Origin of the sequence: Streptomyces sp. NPDC090127, from assembly GCF_044746945.1 — a bacterium.
In the GTDB taxonomy this organism is placed as follows: Bacteria; Actinomycetota; Actinomycetes; order Streptomycetales; family Streptomycetaceae; genus Streptomyces.
Map to the genome: position 1 here is coordinate 59,589 of NZ_JBIVDE010000006.1, position 14,133 is coordinate 73,721.

Below are 14,133 nucleotides of genomic sequence, written 5' to 3' on the forward strand. Positions count from 1 at the left end.
CCGTGAGCGCGCCCGTCACGCCCGTCATATCCGTCGCCGGAGCCACGGCGTCGCTCGGCGCGCGCCCGGTCCTGCGCGGTGTCGACCTCACCGTGAACCCCGGCGAGGTGGTCGCCCTGCTCGGCGCCAACGGATCCGGCAAGTCGACCGCCGTCCGCGCCGTCATCGGCCAGGTACCCCTGACCGGCGGCTCCATCGCGCTCTTCGGCACCGAGCAGAAGCGTTTCCGTACGTGGGCCCGCGTCGGCTACGTCCCGCAGCGCACCACCGCCGCCAGCGGCGTCCCCGCCACGATCCGCGAGGTCGTCTCCTCCGGCCGGCTCTCCCGCCGGACGTTCGGCTGGCTGACCAAGGCCGACAAGGCCGCCGTCGACCGCGCCATCGAGCTGGTCGGTCTCACCGACCGCGCCAAGGACTCGGTGAGCGCCCTCTCCGGCGGCCAGCACCAGCGCGTCCTGATCGCCCGCGCGCTCGCCTCCGAGCCCGAGCTGCTGATCATGGACGAGCCGATGGCCGGCGTCGACCTCGCCAGCCAGGAGATCCTCGCCGGCACCCTGCGCGAGCAGGTCGCGGGCGGTACCAGCGTGCTGCTCGTCCTGCACGAGCTCGGCCCGCTGGAGCCGCTGATCGACCGGGCCGTGGTCCTGCGCGACGGCTGCGTCGTCCATGACGGCCCGCCGCCCAAGGCCGTGGGCCAGCACGCGCTGCCCGGCCACGACCACGTCCATCCGCACGCGGCCGACGAGCCGCTCCGCACGGGTCTGCTGACCTGAGGAAGCTGACCTGATCATGGAATTCCTCGAACCCGCGTTCATGCAGCGGGCGCTCCTCGCGGCCGTTCTCGTCGGCATCACCGCGCCCGCCGTCGGCATCTTCCTCGTCCAGCGCCGCCAGGCCCTGATGGGCGACGGGATCGGCCATGTCGCCATGACCGGCGTCGGCCTCGGCTTCCTGCTCAACAGCAGCCCCGTCTGGATGGCCACCCTCGTCGCCGTCGCCGGCGCGGTCCTGATGGAGCTGATCCGGACGTACGGCCGCACCCGCGGCGACCTCGCGCTCGCGCTGCTCTTCTACGGAGGCATGGCCGGCGGCGTCATGCTGATCCAGGTCGGCGGCGGCTCCAACGCCAACCTGCTCTCGTACCTCTTCGGCTCGCTGTCCACGGTCTCCGACGAGGACGTCACGGCGATCGCCGTCCTGGCCGCCTTCGTGGTCCTCGTCACCGTCGGCCTGCGCCGCCAGCTCTTCGCGGTGAGCCAGGACGAGGAGTTCGCCCGCGTCACCGGCCTCCCGGTCCGGGCCGTGAACCTGCTCGTCGCGGTGACCGCCGCCGTGACGGTCACCGTCGCGATGCGCGTCGTCGGCCTGCTCCTGGTCAGCGCGCTGATGGTGGTCCCGGTCGCGGCGGCGCAGCAGCTGACCCGGTCCTTCCGCGCGACGTTCGTCCTCTCGGTGGTCATCGGCACCGCCGTCACCCTGACCGGCACGATCACCACCTACTACCAGGACCTGCCGCCCGGCTCCCTCATCGTGCTGCTCGCGATCGGCGTCTTCATCGTCCTGACCGCGCTCTCGGCGCCCCTGGCCCGGCGCCGCGCACGGGCGGCGGAGGCGGCCTCGGCGGCCTGCGACGCGCAGGTCCCGCTCACGCGCCGTCCCGCGGACGACGTCACGGTCTGAACTGCCTGGCAGAATGGCGGGGGCAACGGAACGAACTAGGAGGCCCCTGTGGCGACGGCAGGACCCCCCGTACGCGGCCGCTCGACCAAACAGCGGGCCGCTGTCGCGGCGGCACTGAACGAAGTGGACGAGTTCCGCAGCGCCCAGGAGCTGCACGACATGCTCAAGCACCGCGGCGACTCCGTGGGCCTCACGACGGTCTACCGCACGCTCCAGTCCCTCGCGGACGCGGGCGAGGTGGACGCGCTGCGCACCAGCGACGGCGAGACCGTCTACCGCCGCTGCTCCTCCGGCGACCACCACCACCATCTCGTCTGCCGCGTCTGCGGCAAGGCGGTGGAGGTGGAGGGCCCGGCGGTGGAGCAGTGGGCCGAGACGATCGCGAGCCAGCACGGCTACGTGAACGTGGCGCACACGGTCGAGATCTTCGGCACGTGCGAGGAGTGCGCGGCGAAGTGACCGAGGTGTCGTCCCCGACATCGAGACCGACACGACCGAGGGCCCGCACCGGAGCGATCCGGTGCGGGCCCTCGTCGCGTACGAGGTGGTTCAGAGCCGGGTGATGTGCCGGTCCAGGATCGCGCGGAGCCGGTCGGCCTCCCCGGCGCCGGCCAGTCCCCGCTTGGGCAGCGTGCCGACCCCGACGCCGTTCTTGTCGCCGGAGAACAGGACGAACAGCTCGGCCGTCTCGGCGTACCGCGGGAACATCTCCCACCCGGACCTCACCTCGGTGTCCCGCGAGGTCCAGCGCACCCCGTGCTCGCCCACGACGGCCCGGAACTCGCCCTGCGAGGCGACCATCCGGTGGACCTGCCTCGCGGTGAGCGCCGGATAGAGCACGAGCAGGCCGAAGGAGAACACGACGAGGAAGAGGGCGCCGGCCGACGACGAGACGGGATCGTCCGTCGCCGGTCGCACGATGGACAGCACCAGCAGGCCGATGCCCGCGATCCCCAGGGTCAGCAGCAGGAGCCGCAGGCGGCGTCCGCCGGGCGTCCTGCGCATCCGTACCCGCAGCGCGTCGGCCACGTCGACATCGGTGGGCAGGTAGACCAGCTCCACGGTCTCCTGCGTCGGCGGACGCGCTTCCTCGGCCATGGCCCCTCCCCGGTGCCTCGACGACAGGCCGTGATCGTAACGGCCCGGTCGGGCGGCCGGACGGCTGGGGCGGCCGCTGCCCTCAGACGGCCGGGCCCTGCTGCGGGACCGTGCCCATGGCCTCCCGGTCCGCCGCCGGGATGGCGCCGAAGCGGCGGTCGCGCGAGGCGTACTCGACACAGGCCCGCCACAGGTCGCGCCGGTCGAAGTCCGGCCACAGCACGTCCTGGAAGACCATCTCGGCGTAGCTGCTCTGCCAGATCAGGTAGTTGGAGGTGCGCTGCTCGCCGCTGGGGCGGAGGAAGAGGTCGACGTCCGGCATGTCCGGGTAGTACAGGTACTTCTGGAAGGTCTTCTCGTTCACCTTCGCCGGGTCGAGCTTGCCGGCGGCCACGTCACGGGCGATGGCCTGGGCCGCGTCGGCGACCTCGGCCCGGCCGCCGTAGTTGACGCAGAAGTACAGGGTCATCGCGTCGTTGTCGACGGTCTGCTCCTGGGCGACCTGGAGCTCCTGGACGACCGACTTCCACATCTTCGGCATGCGGCCGACCCAGCGGATCCGGATCCCCAGCTCGTTCATCTCGTCGCGGCGGCGCCGGATCACGTCCCGGTTGAAGTTCATCAGGAAGCGGACCTCCTCGGGCGACCGCTTCCAGTTCTCGGTGGAGAAGGCGTAGAGCGAGAGGTTCTTGACCCCGACCTCCAGGCAGCCCTTCAGGACGTCCAGGACGACGCCCTCGCCGACCTTGTGCCCCTCGGTGCGCGGCAGCCCGCGCTCCTGGGCCCAGCGGCCGTTGCCGTCCATCACGCAGGCGACGTGGTTGGGCACCAGCTCGGCGGGAAGCTTCGGCGGGCGGGCGCCGGAGGGGTGCGGCTCCGGGGTCTTGTACTCCCGGATCTTCCGACCGAGGATTCCGCGTCGTGCGATGGCCATGCGATGGGTCTCCCTAGCTCTTCTCTACGTACCGCAGCGAGCGCAGGCCGCGCTCCAGGTGCCAGTGCAGATAGGCGGACACCAGCCCGCTGCCCTCCCTGACGTGACGCGGCTCACTCGCGTCCGCCGTCGCCCAGTCGCCGGTGAGCAGCGCGCTGAGCAGGCCGATGGCCTCCGGAGAGGGTACGACGCTGCCGGGCACCCGACAGTCGCCGCATATGACACCGCCCGCCGCGACCGAGAAGAACCTGTTCGGTCCGTGCAGGCCGCACTTCGCGCAGTCGTCGAAGCTCGGCGCGTAGCCGTTGACGGCGAGCGAGCGGAGGAGGAAGGCGTCGAGGATGAGGTGCGGCGCGTGCTCGCCCCGGGCGAGCGTGCGCAATCCGCCGACGAGGAGCAGGTACTGCTGCACGGCCGGCTCGCCCTCGTGGTCGGTGAACCGCTCCGCCGTCTCCAGCATCGCCGTGCCCGCGGTGTAGCGGGCGTAGTCGGTGACGATCCCGCCGCCGTACGGGGCGATCGTCTCGCTCTGCGTACAGAGCGGCAGCCCGCGCCCGACCAGCTCGCTCCCCCGGGCGAAGAACTGCACGTCGACATGCGAGAACGGTTCGAGCCTGGCCCCGAACTTCGACTTGGTCCGCCGCACCCCGCGCGCCACGGCGCGTACGCGCCCGTGACCGCGCGTGAGCAGCGTGATGATCCGGTCCGCCTCACCCAGCTTCTGGGTGCGCAGCACGATGCCGTCGTCGCGGAACAGACTCATGGGCCCATTCTCCCGTACCGGAGGGCGGGCCAGGGACTGACCCGGGCCGGGAGCACCTCACCGACGCCCTGCCGCGCGCCGTCATGGCACCTCGCCGCGGCTTCGCGCGTTGGCGTGCGCGGTCGCGGCGCTGAGCCGCTCCGCCGAGGTCGCCTCGCGGACCCCCTCCGGCTCGACGTCCCACTCCCGCCCGCCGCCGAGCGGCCGAAGCTGGATGTACGGGCCCACGTGCCCCATGACCGTGCCCACCCGCCCGGTGCGGATCTCGACGACGTACGACCCGATGGGCAGTTTCATGACCGGCCCCCTGCCTCGCGCAAATTCCGTCACCGTCTCGCTCGCTCATTCGACGGTCCCCGTGATCGAACCGCGTGCCTTGTTCCTTCACCCACGCATCCCTTTCCGAATCCATTTCTGGCTTACCGCACCCCGGGTGGGTGCGGATCTCTAGAATCGATAGATGCGCGGGTACTCCAACTGCGGGACAACGCTGCGGAGTTAATTCCTGGCCAAAGCCCCGTCACCTCGGCGGTCGACGGCGGACGGCGCTCCGCGCGGGTTCGGGCACGCGCGCGTCGCTGTGCAGAGCCTCGGCGCCGTAGAGGTCCTGCACCCAGTTCGACTGGTAGATCGTGTCGAGGTAGCGCTCGCCGAGGTCGGGCGAGATGGCCACGCACGTGAGGCCGTCCCCGCGGTGCGCGTCGAGCCAGCCCGTCGCACCGCTGACCACCGTCCCCGTGGACCCGCCGAAGACGAACCCCCGTGCGGCCATGGCGCGGCAGGTCCGGATCGTGTCGGATTCCGCGACCCGCACCACGTCGTCCACGTAGGCCCGGTCGAGCAGGGGTGGACGCATGCTCATGCCGAGGCCGGGGATCATCCGGCGCCCCGGCGGGTCGCCGAAGATCGCGGACCCGACGGTGTCCACGGCGACGATGCGCACGGGCCGGCTCCAGGTGTGGAAGTAGCGCGCGCAGCCCATCAGGGTGCCGGTGGTGCCGACGCCGACGAACAGGACGTCGATCTGGGGGAAGGCCTGGGCGATCGCGGGCGCGGTCCGGAAGTAGTGCGCCTTCCAGTTGTCGGGGTTGGAGTACTGGCTCAGCCATACGCAGCGGGGGTCGGAGGCACACAGGCCCCGTACGGCCGCGAGCCGGCCTGCCAGCAGGCTGCCCTCACTGACGTCTGACACGAGGTGCACGTGGGCTCCCAGCGCTTCCATCATCAGCCGGGTCGTGAGATTGCATCGCGAATCGGTGACGCAGACGAACTCGTAACCCTTGCTCGCCGCGATGATGCTGAGGGCCACGCCGAGGTTGCCGGACGACGATTCCACCAGGATCGAATCCGGGGTGAGAATGCCTCTGCGCTCGGCGGATTCGACCATCTCCGTCGCCGCCTTGAGCTTGATGGAACCGGCGAAATTGAAGCCCTCGCACTTGAGAAAGAGCGGCTGGCCGAGCGTCGGCATCAGGTCGACGTAGAGATCGTCTTCGTTGTAGGCGTGGGGGGCGGTGATGACGGGCACGGTGCTCTCCTCCTCGGGGGCTGCGGCCGGTCGGCGCGGGACGACGGGTTCGTCGCTCATCCGTACCGGCGCAGCTCGTCGAAGAAGTCTTCGACGATGGTCAGGTCACCGGCGCTCGCCAGCTGGTCGTAGACGTACTTGCCGACCGCCAGGTCGAGGACGCCGAGGCCGAACGGCGAGAAGATCGCGGTCCGTTCCGTCGGTACGGAGACCCGGCCGGACATGACGTCGGCGAGAGTGCCGTGGACGAAGTCCCTGTTCCCGGTCAGCTGCTCGGTGAGGTGGGGTGACGTCTGCGCCCGCAGGCAGTGGTCCGGGTCGTCGACGATGTTGGTGGCGGACAGCAGGGTCTGCGGACCGAGGTCGCGCAGGGAGACGTGGAGGACCACCGGATGGTGGTCGAACCACGCGGGTTCGGTGATGTGCGGGGTGCTGGCCACGGTGGCGAAGACCAGCAGGTCGCTGTTACGGATGAGTTGTTCGGGATCGGTGTGCACGGTGACGCGCCCGTCCGTGCCGGACTGCTCCAGGTAGAGCCGGAAGCCCGCGGCGCTCTCGGCGGAGCGGTCGTGGACGCCGATCTCGTCGAAGGACCAGCCGGTCCCGCGGAGGTACGTGTGGATGTGGCGCGCGATCAGGCCGGTCCCGACGAATCCGACCCGGGAGGCCCGCGGGCGGCCCCGACTGAGCCACTTCGCGGCGGAGGCGGCGGACGCCGCCGTCCTGACGGCGCTGATGACGGAGGCCTCCATACAGGCGAAGGGGTAGCCGGTCACCGGGTCGTTGAGGATGAGGACCGCCGAGGCCCGCGGAATCCCCGAGGTGACGTTCGCCGGGAAGCTGGAGATCCACTTGAGCCCGTCGACGTGCGCGTCGCCGGACAGGGAGGCGGGCAGGGCGATGATGCGCGAGGTGGGCCGGTCGGGGAAGCGCAGGAAGGTCGAGGCGGGGTTGACCGTTCGCCCTGCCGCGTGCAGGTGGTAGGCGGACTCCACCACGTCCGTCACGGTCGCCTCGCGGCCGTCGAGGACCTGCTTGATCTGGCGCCCCGGGACGACCGCGAACGGCGGGACCGTGATCTCCTCCGGGGACCGGGCGGGGCCGAACAGGGGCTGGGTGACGGTCATATCGCTGCGCTCCTCGTCTGCGCGACGGGCGAGGCCTGCCGCTTCGGGTCCGCCATCGCCACGACCACGTGCCGGGCTCCCTCGTAGGGCTCCCTGCTGTGGGCGGTGCGGATGTTGTCGACGAGCATCAGGTCGCCGGCCTGCCACGGCCTGCGGACGGTGTGGCTCTCGTAGGCCTTGTTGATCTGCTCCACCGTCCCGGCGGCGACGCTGTCGCCGTTGCCGTAGGACGTGTTGAACGGCAGCCCGCCGAGGCCGTACTCCTCGATCAGGAACGCACGCACCTCCGGGTCCATCGTCCACTGGTTCAGGAAGGCGATCTGGTTGAACCAGCAGCGCCTGCCGGTCCCCGGATGCCGGACGACCGCGCTGCGGTGCTGCCGGGTGCGCAGTGACCCGTCCGGCTGCCAGTCGGTGACGATGTCGTGGTCCCGGCAGTAGGCGTCGATGGCACGGCGGTCGGTGGTGCCGAAGGCCTGCGCGAGGCTGGTGCCGATCTCCTCGTGGTAGGCGCGGCTGAGCAGCCAGCCCTCCCGCTCGAACCGGTCCACGACCTCGGAGGGAAGGGCTTCCCGTACGGCGGCGGCGTCGGCCAGCGCGGTCGCTCCTCCCGCGGCGGGCGCCTCCAGGCAGGCGAACAGCAGGAGACCGGGGAACCGCCCCGCGTAACTCAGCTCGTGGTGCATGCACATCGGCTGCTGGGCGGGCCAGGCCACCGAGGAGTAGACGCCGTCGGCGTGCGGCGTGCGGGCGGCGAACCCCTCGGTCTCCCGAGCCGGACGGACTCCCAGCTGTCCGAAGACCGTCTCGACGTCGGACACCGTACGCAGGCCGAGACCGGTCACGACGGCCGCGCCGTGCTCGGCGACGACGGCGAGCACGCGGTCGCGGTGCTCGGCGGCCCAGGCCGCCGCTCCCGCGCTTCCCGTCGACGTCTCGATCTCCGGCAGGGCCGGCGGTGCCGACGGTTCCTGACGGCGGAACAGTGCGGTCCTCATGACGTTTCCCTCTTCTCTCCTGTCGTGTTCTGCGGTGTGGTCTGTCGCGTCGTGTTCTGCGGTGCGGTCGGGCGGGTCGGGGTACCGGTCGGACCGGTCGGACCGGTCGGACCGGTCGGACCGGTCGTTCCGGTGCGGGCGTCGACCAGCACGGCCAGCTCCGCCAGGACCGGACACGTCGTCAGGTCACGCGGCGTCACCACGCGGTCCAGGGCGACGGCGAGCCGTACGGCGGACAGGGACGTTCCCCCGAGGTCGAAGAAGCCGTCCCCCCGCCCGATCACGGAGGCCGGTACGTCGAGCACCGCGGCCCACGCCTCGGCCAGTCGCTTCTCGGTGGCGGTGCGCGGGGCGTGCCCATGGGCGTCGCCGCGGGCGAGTGCGTCGGCGAGCGCGCCGAGTGCTGTGCGGTCGATCTTCCCGTTGGGCGTCAGCGGGAGAGTGTCCTGCCAGTGGCAGGAGGACGGCACCATATAGGCGGGGAGCAGGGTGCCGAGCTGTGCGCGCAGGCGGTCGGAGCCGAGGCCCGGGTCACCGCTGTGGAAGGCGACCAGCTGGCTGGCGTGTCCTTCCGCCCCGGTGACCACGACCGCACCGTCGCTCACCCCCTCCACGCGGAGCAGCGCGCTCTCGACGTCGCCGATCTCGACGCGGAACCCCCGGATCTTGACCTGCGCGTCCCGGCGGCCCAGGAACTCCAGCTTCCCGTCGGGCAGCAGACGGCCGACGTCCCCGCCCTTGTAGAGGCGCTCACCGGCGCGGAGCGGATCGGCGCGGTAGCACTCGGCCGTGCGGTCCGCGTCGTTGACGTAACCGCGGCCCACGCAGACCCCGGAGAAGACGATGGAGCCGGGAGCTCCCAGCGGGACGGGCATCAGGTTGTCGTCCACCACGTAGGCGCGCACGTTGCGGATCGGCCGCCCCAGCGAGATCCGGTCGTCCGGGGGCGTGCCCCGAAGCACCTCGTGATGGGTGTCGTCGGACGTCTCGGTCAGTCCGTACGCGTTGACCAGGCGGCTCTCTGGACGGACGCGGAACCACCGCCGCACCAGCTCGGCGCGGAGGGCCTCGCCGGTCACCGAGACGCACCGCAGGTCCGGCAACCCACGGGGGGTGCGTTCCAGGGCCGAGACCAGGACGTCGAGGTAGGAGGGCACGACCTGGAGCACGCTCACCCGCTGCTCGGCGATCAGGTCGAGGAACCGGTGGACGTCCAGGACCGCCTCCTGCTCCACCAGCAGTGTCCGGCCGCCCACCAGGGGCCCGGCGAGCAGCTGCCACAGCGAGATGTCGAAGCACTGCGACGCCGTCTGGGCGACGATGGATCCGGCACCGATCCGCAGGTCTTCCGTCTTCGCCAGAAGGTGGTTGAGCAGGCCCGCGTGCTCGACCATCGCTCCCTTGGGCTCGCCGGTCGATCCCGACGTGAAGAAGACGTAGGCGAGGGCGTCGGCCGGTACGCGCAGGCCGAGGTCACGGCTGTCGCTCGCGCACTCCGCGACGGACGGGGCGTCGACCACGCACGGCGACGGCGCTCCGGTCGTCCGGTCGAGGTGCCCGGTGCTGCCCGGCTCGGTGAGGACGAAGCGGCAGGCGGCGCGCCCCAGCATCGTGCTGATGCGTTCGGACGGGTAGTCCGGGTCGACGGGCAGGTAGGCACCGCCCGCCTTGAGGACGGCCAGGACGCAGGCCATCCAGTACAGGTCCCGAGGGAGCACCACGCCGACGGTGTCCTCGCGGCGCAGCCCCTGGGCGCGCAGGGTCCGTGCGATGCGGTTGGCCCGGAGGTTCAGCTCCCGGTAGGTCCAGCGTCGGCCGCGATGCACCGCGACGACGGTGTCCGGATGCCGGCGCGCCCGCTCCTCGAACAGCTCGTGGAACCTCTGGTCGGGCAGCGGCCTGCGCGGTCCGGCGAGCCGGTCGACCTGGAAGCGGATCTCCGAGGCCGACAGCAGGCACTGGCGGTCGTGCCGGGAGTCCGGGTCGGCCAGGAGGGCGCGGAGCGCCGCGAGGTGGTAGCCGGCTGTCCGCGCGGCGGCGTCGTCGTCGAGCGTGTCCGCGCGGAAGCGGAGCCTCAGGACGTGCCGGCCGGCCTCTTCGCCCACCGTGACGCACAGGACCGCGTCGCCGGGGAGCACCGGCCCGTGCCCGTCCGGATCGAAGACGACCTCGGGGAGGGGGGCTTCGGGTGCGGGGGACCCGGGGGCGGGGGACCCGGGGGCGGAGGACCCGGGGGCGGGGGACCCGGGGGCGGGGGATCCGGGGGCGGGGGATCCGGGGGCGGAGGACCCGGGGGCGGAGGACCCGGGGGCGGGGGACCCGGGGGCGGAGGACCCGGGGGCGGAGGACCCGGGGGCGGAGGACCCGGGGGCGGAGGACCCGGGGGTGGGGGATCCGGGGGTGGGGGATCCGGAGGTGGGGGATCCGGGGGCGGAGGCCCCGGTGGTGGGGGCGTCGGGGGCGCAGGCCTCGGTGGCGGGGGCCTCGGGCTCGGCAGTGGCACGCTCCTCCGCCCGCGCGGCCTCACTGACGAGGTCGCGCCACGTTCCCGGACCGACGTGCATCCGGCAGGGCACCTGCCGCCCCGGTGACAGGACGCGGCCGGTGAGCACCGCCGGATCCCCGGAGAGCGCCGCGAGGACCTTGGCATGTGCGGCCAGGTGTACGGCCGACACGCGCACGCCCAGCTCCCGGGCGCGCTCGCGCAGCGCGCTCGTCATGCCGTCCGGGACGGCGACCGTGTGCTCGGCCGAGCCGGGCACGGCGGCCCTGGTCCAGCGGGGCACGGCGGTCTGCCCTGCGGCCTGGCCCGCGCGCTGCCCCGCGGCCTGCCCCGCGGCCTGCCCCGCGGCCTGCCCCGCGGCCTGCCCCGCGGCCTGCCCCGCGCGCTGCCCCGCGGCCTGCCCCGCGCGCTGCCCCGCGGCCTGCCCCGCGGCCTGCCCCGCGGCCTGCCCCGCGCGCTGCCCTGCGGCCTGCCCTGCGCGCTGCCCTGCGGCCTGCCCCGCGGCCTGCCCCGCGGCCTGTCCCGCGCGCTGCCCTGCGGCCTGGCCCACGGTGGCGGCCGGGCTGCCCCCGGTCGAGGGCGTCTCGTGTGCGACCGTCATCGGAATCCGCCTCCGTCGTCGTCGTCGTGGAGCTCTGCCGGCCGGGCGGGGTTCCCCACCCACCGGCCGTCGTCGGGGACCGTCTCGCCCTTCATCAGGAAGCAGTCGGCCGCCAGGAAGGCGCGCGCGCCGACCGCCACGCCGTAGTGGACGAAGGCGCCCACGCCGAGCGTGGCGCCCGCGCCCAGCCGGCTCGGCTCCGACTTGAACGCGCCGTCCTCCTGCGAGTGGCACTGGACGACGCTCCCCGCGTTGAGCGTGCAGCCGTCGCCGATCGTCACCATGGCCCGCTCGGGCAGGGAACAGCCGTCGTCGAAGACGCGCTTGCCGATCCGGACCCCCAGCAGCCGCCAGACCCCGTTCTTGAACGGCGTGCCGTTCAGCACCTGCAGATACGTCTCCGAGGGGACCTTCCAGTACCGCTCACGCCGCCAGAACCGTTCGTCGTAGATCGAGCAGAACAACGGCCCGAGCGGCGCGAACACGGTGACGACCCGCTCCACCAACACGTAGTAGAGGACCGTGAGCGGCAGCAGAACGGCGTTGGCCAGCGCGAACGCCCACAGCCCCGTCTGGGCGTACAGGTCAGTGGCTCCGGCGAAGAGCACGGTGACGAGGAAGAGGTAGAACCACGCGGTGGCCAGATGCCAGGCCATGGTCAGGGCGTTGTGCCGGTTCTTCGCCGCGAGGCGGTGCCGCAACTCCGCGCCGGTGCGGACGTCGTCGAAGGTGCTGTCACGGAAGACCGAGCGCGGAATCTCGAAGCTGGGCGACCCGAGCAGACCCACGTTCTCCCGGATCGGGCCGTCCACCGGAACCATGACCTTGGTGGCCAGGAGGCAGTTGTCCCCGGTCCTGCCACGCGCCGGATAGGCGATCTTGTTGCCGAGGAAGTTGCGGGCGCCGATCCGGGTGGGGGTGAGACGGAACGAGGTGCTGGAGTAGTCCGCGTTCATGAGGGAGAGGCCGTCGGCGACCATCGTCCCCCGGCCCACGGAGCTCATTCGGGGGCTCTCGTGCTTCACGACCGTGCCGAAGTTCGAGCCGGTCTGCTCCACGCGGGACAGGTCGTATCCGATCCAGCGCAGGTAGTGCACGACGGCCGTGCTGTCGCCGAAGAGCCGCATCAGGCTCCTGCGGTTGGTCAGCACCGTCGACAGACGGTGGAGCGTGTGGTGGAAGCCGTAGAGCGGATACACGCGGCCCGGCATCACGAACCGGCCCACCAGGCGGGACACCGTCGCCACGAGCAGCAGGGCGACCGGAATCCCGCCGAAGAACACCAGGGCGGTCCCCGCGAGCAGGTCCGTGTAGAAGCCCCAGCCCGTGAGGGCCGCCGGCCCGGGTTCCAGCACCTCCGCCAGCTGCGGGGCCTTGGAGAGCAGGACGTCCAGGCCTCCGGCGGCGAGCGGCGCGACGATCATCGCGGCGAACAGGACCTGCCCGACGCCGTGGAAGGCTCGCCTTGCGCTGCCGCAGCGCGCGGCCTCGACGCCTCGGAAGTCGCTGTCGGCGGGCTGCGCGGGCGAGCCGTGCCAGCGCTCCCCGGCGGGGACCGCCTGGCCGCTGTGGAGCGACGACGCGTGGCCGAGCTGGGCGCCGTCGCCCATCGACGTGCCGATGTCCACGACCGTCGACTCGCTGACGACGGCGCCGCGGCCGAGGGTGACGGGACCGGTCTCGATCACGGAGTCGCGGGCGCGGTAGCAGCTGATCAGTGCGTCCTTGCGGACGACCGTACGGTCGCCGACGGACAGCAGGTCGGTGCATACGGGCACGCTGCGGGAGAGGATGGTGACCCCCCGGCCCACGTGCGCACCGAGCGCGCGCAGATAGAGCGAGTAGAGCGGCGATCCCACCGTCAGCACCAGCGGGTTCGCCCGCACCAAGGTCTTGACCAGCCAGAACCGCACGTAGCCGAAACTCCAGACGCGGATCCGTCCTGGCTGCCAGCGTCCGATGAGCAGCCACTTCGCCGCGATGGGCAGGGTGCACAGGATCAGGAGCACGGCCGCGCCGAACGCCACGGACCTCAGGTAGTCGTCGAGCAGTCCGCTGCCCGCGGAGATCCACTCGTATCCCCGCGTGACGATGACGGCGACGAGGAGGACGTAGCCGAGGTAGCTCAGCAGTTGCAGCAGACCGCAGAGCACCGGATGCGGTCGGCCGAGGCCGGCGGGGGGCGCGACGGGCCGGTCGGGCGCGACGGCGGACGTCACGGGCGTCGCGGGCGTCGCCGCCCGGCCGCCGTCGGGCGGGCGCGTCGCGGTGGATTCCGCCAGGACGACGCTGAGGCCGCGGATCGTCGGATGCTGGTACACGTCCTTCATGGACAGCGACGGCAGCGCGGGCTGCTTCCGCACGCGCGCGCAGAAGTGCGCCATGAGCAGCGAGTCCGCCCCCAGGTCATGGAAGAAGTCGCTGTCCGGGGGGACGGACTCCCACCGCGCGACCTCGGAGAGCAGGCGGGTGAGAAGCTCCTCCACGGCTGCGGTGTCCATCGGACCGGTGTCCAGCGGATCGGTATCCATCGGACCGGTGTCCATCGGCTCGCTGCACGCCGGGGCGACGGAGACGGGGGTGGTCGCCGTCATGTCGAGCGGCTTGGCTCTCATCAGGTCTCCCTGGAAGGTGTGCGGTGTCGGTCGTCCCGCCTGCTGGGCGTGGGCCCTTCCTCTGTCGGCGGGGCCGACGGCAGGACGTCCATACAGGGGATTCGTTGCCGATGCCGGGTCGTATGTGGCGATATACCGACTTATCGATTTCCGGCCGCCCGATCCGGCCGCCCGATCCAGCCGCCCGATCCAGCCGCCCGATCCAGCCGCCTGATCCGTCCGCCCGATCCGTCCGCCGGTTTCCGGTCGGCGACGAGGGGCGGGTCGGCGCACCCCCGGACGTACG

Annotated in this window: 12 protein-coding genes; 3 read left to right on the forward strand and 9 right to left on the reverse strand. The window is 72.2% G+C overall.

Translation table 11 applies throughout. The features are described 5' to 3' along the window. The first annotated feature begins 2 nt into the window (after positions 1–2). From ACIPPS_RS22335 to ACIPPS_RS22345, 3 genes are read left to right on the forward strand one after another with little or no spacing between them, the layout of a single operon-like run. Positions 3–773, forward strand: coding sequence for a metal ABC transporter ATP-binding protein (locus ACIPPS_RS22335; RefSeq protein ID WP_401434809.1), 771 nt, complete (start codon positions 3–5; stop codon positions 771–773). A 10-nt stretch (positions 774–783) separates the two neighbouring features. Beyond that, entirely contained in the window at positions 784–1,680 is an 897-nt protein-coding gene (locus ACIPPS_RS22340) for a metal ABC transporter permease (RefSeq protein ID WP_401435793.1), read from the forward strand. 48 nt (positions 1,681–1,728) lie between these two features. After that, positions 1,729–2,139: a Fur family transcriptional regulator gene (locus ACIPPS_RS22345; protein WP_401434811.1), complete on the forward strand. Its 411-nt coding sequence runs from the start codon at positions 1,729–1,731 to the stop codon at positions 2,137–2,139. Between the two features lie 90 nt (positions 2,140–2,229). On the opposite strand, the gene ACIPPS_RS22350 is transcribed toward ACIPPS_RS22345, so the two are convergent. From ACIPPS_RS22350 to ACIPPS_RS22390, 9 genes are all read right to left on the reverse strand, one after another. Further along, positions 2,230–2,778: a YcxB family protein gene (locus tag ACIPPS_RS22350; RefSeq protein WP_401434813.1), complete on the reverse strand. Its 549-nt coding sequence runs from the start codon at positions 2,776–2,778 to the stop codon at positions 2,230–2,232. A gap of 82 nt (positions 2,779–2,860) precedes the next feature. Next, complete coding sequence (locus ACIPPS_RS22355) at positions 2,861–3,706, reverse strand: isoprenyl transferase (RefSeq protein ID WP_401435796.1); 846 nt, start codon at positions 3,704–3,706, stop codon at positions 2,861–2,863. Between the two features lie 19 nt (positions 3,707–3,725). Then, positions 3,726–4,475 (reverse strand): DNA repair protein RecO, encoded by a 750-nt coding sequence (gene recO / locus ACIPPS_RS22360; RefSeq protein WP_401434815.1) that lies wholly within the window; start codon positions 4,473–4,475, stop codon positions 3,726–3,728. Between the two features lie 81 nt (positions 4,476–4,556). Then, positions 4,557–4,772 carry a hypothetical protein gene (locus tag ACIPPS_RS22365; RefSeq protein ID WP_401434817.1) on the reverse strand — a complete coding sequence of 72 codons (216 nt, stop codon included), beginning with the start codon at positions 4,770–4,772 and terminating at the stop codon, positions 4,557–4,559. A gap of 223 nt (positions 4,773–4,995) precedes the next feature. After that, entirely contained in the window at positions 4,996–6,003 is a 1,008-nt protein-coding gene (gene sbnA, locus ACIPPS_RS22370) for a 2,3-diaminopropionate biosynthesis protein SbnA (RefSeq protein ID WP_401435799.1), read from the reverse strand. Between the two features lie 56 nt (positions 6,004–6,059). Continuing rightward, positions 6,060–7,130, reverse strand: a complete 1,071-nt coding sequence (sbnB, locus tag ACIPPS_RS22375) for a 2,3-diaminopropionate biosynthesis protein SbnB (RefSeq protein ID WP_401434820.1) — start codon at positions 7,128–7,130, stop codon at positions 6,060–6,062. Beyond that, a complete protein-coding gene (locus tag ACIPPS_RS22380) occupies positions 7,127–8,128 on the reverse strand; it encodes a TauD/TfdA family dioxygenase (RefSeq protein WP_401434822.1) in 1,002 nt (333 codons plus the stop codon). Before ACIPPS_RS22380 ends, sbnB begins: the two co-directional genes overlap by 4 nt. After that, on the reverse strand, positions 8,125–11,232 hold the full coding sequence (locus ACIPPS_RS22385; RefSeq protein ID WP_401434824.1) for an amino acid adenylation domain-containing protein: 3,108 nt from the start codon (positions 11,230–11,232) through the stop codon (positions 8,125–8,127). Before ACIPPS_RS22385 ends, ACIPPS_RS22380 begins: the two co-directional genes overlap by 4 nt. Beyond that, positions 11,229–13,847, reverse strand: coding sequence for a Pls/PosA family non-ribosomal peptide synthetase (locus tag ACIPPS_RS22390; protein ID WP_401434827.1), 2,619 nt, complete (start codon positions 13,845–13,847; stop codon positions 11,229–11,231). Before ACIPPS_RS22390 ends, ACIPPS_RS22385 begins: the two co-directional genes overlap by 4 nt. Positions 13,848–14,133: the final 286 nt, after the last annotated feature.

What these genes read in the sequence shown, in the direction of transcription:
- ACIPPS_RS22350 (WP_401434813.1), bottom strand. Translation starts at nt 2,778, where the DNA reads ATGGCCGAGGAAGCGCGTCCGCCGACGCAGGAGACCGTGGAGCTGGTC.
- recO (WP_401434815.1), bottom strand. Translation starts at nt 4,475, where the DNA reads ATGAGTCTGTTCCGCGACGACGGCATCGTGCTGCGCACCCAGAAGCTG.
- ACIPPS_RS22365 (WP_401434817.1), bottom strand. Translation starts at nt 4,772, where the DNA reads ATGAAACTGCCCATCGGGTCGTACGTCGTCGAGATCCGCACCGGGCGG.
- sbnB (WP_401434820.1), bottom strand. Translation starts at nt 7,130, where the DNA reads ATGACCGTCACCCAGCCCCTGTTCGGCCCCGCCCGGTCCCCGGAGGAG.
- ACIPPS_RS22380 (WP_401434822.1), bottom strand. Translation starts at nt 8,128, where the DNA reads ATGAGGACCGCACTGTTCCGCCGTCAGGAACCGTCGGCACCGCCGGCC.
- ACIPPS_RS22385 (WP_401434824.1), bottom strand. Translation starts at nt 11,232, where the DNA reads ATGACGGTCGCACACGAGACGCCCTCGACCGGGGGCAGCCCGGCCGCC.
- ACIPPS_RS22390 (WP_401434827.1), bottom strand. Translation starts at nt 13,847, where the DNA reads ATGAGAGCCAAGCCGCTCGACATGACGGCGACCACCCCCGTCTCCGTC.